The following is a 254-nucleotide window of genomic DNA, read 5'->3' on the forward strand; positions in this document are numbered from 1 at the left end:
CAGCCGGGTAATGATAAACCACGTCTGTTTCGTCTGGTCGATGCAGAAGGTTTGATCAACCGCATGGGGTTTAATAACCTCGGGGTTGATAACCTGGTTGAGAACGTTAAAAAATCGCATTTTGACGGTATTCTGGGGATTAATATTGGTAAGAATAAAGATACTCCGGTAGAGAACGGCAAAGATGACTATCTGATTTGTATGGAAAAAGTCTATGCTTATGCTGGTTATATCGCGATTAATATCTCTTCACC

At 40.9% G+C, this 254-nt stretch carries 1 pseudogene; it reads left to right on the forward strand.

The window, feature by feature from the left end:
• Positions 1 to 254, forward strand: a pseudogene (locus OGV65_RS00010) (quinone-dependent dihydroorotate dehydrogenase); the annotation flags it as partial.

Origin of the sequence: Citrobacter sp. Cb004 (genome assembly GCF_030337065.1) — a bacterium.
GTDB lineage: Bacteria > Pseudomonadota > Gammaproteobacteria > Enterobacterales > Enterobacteriaceae > Citrobacter > Citrobacter braakii.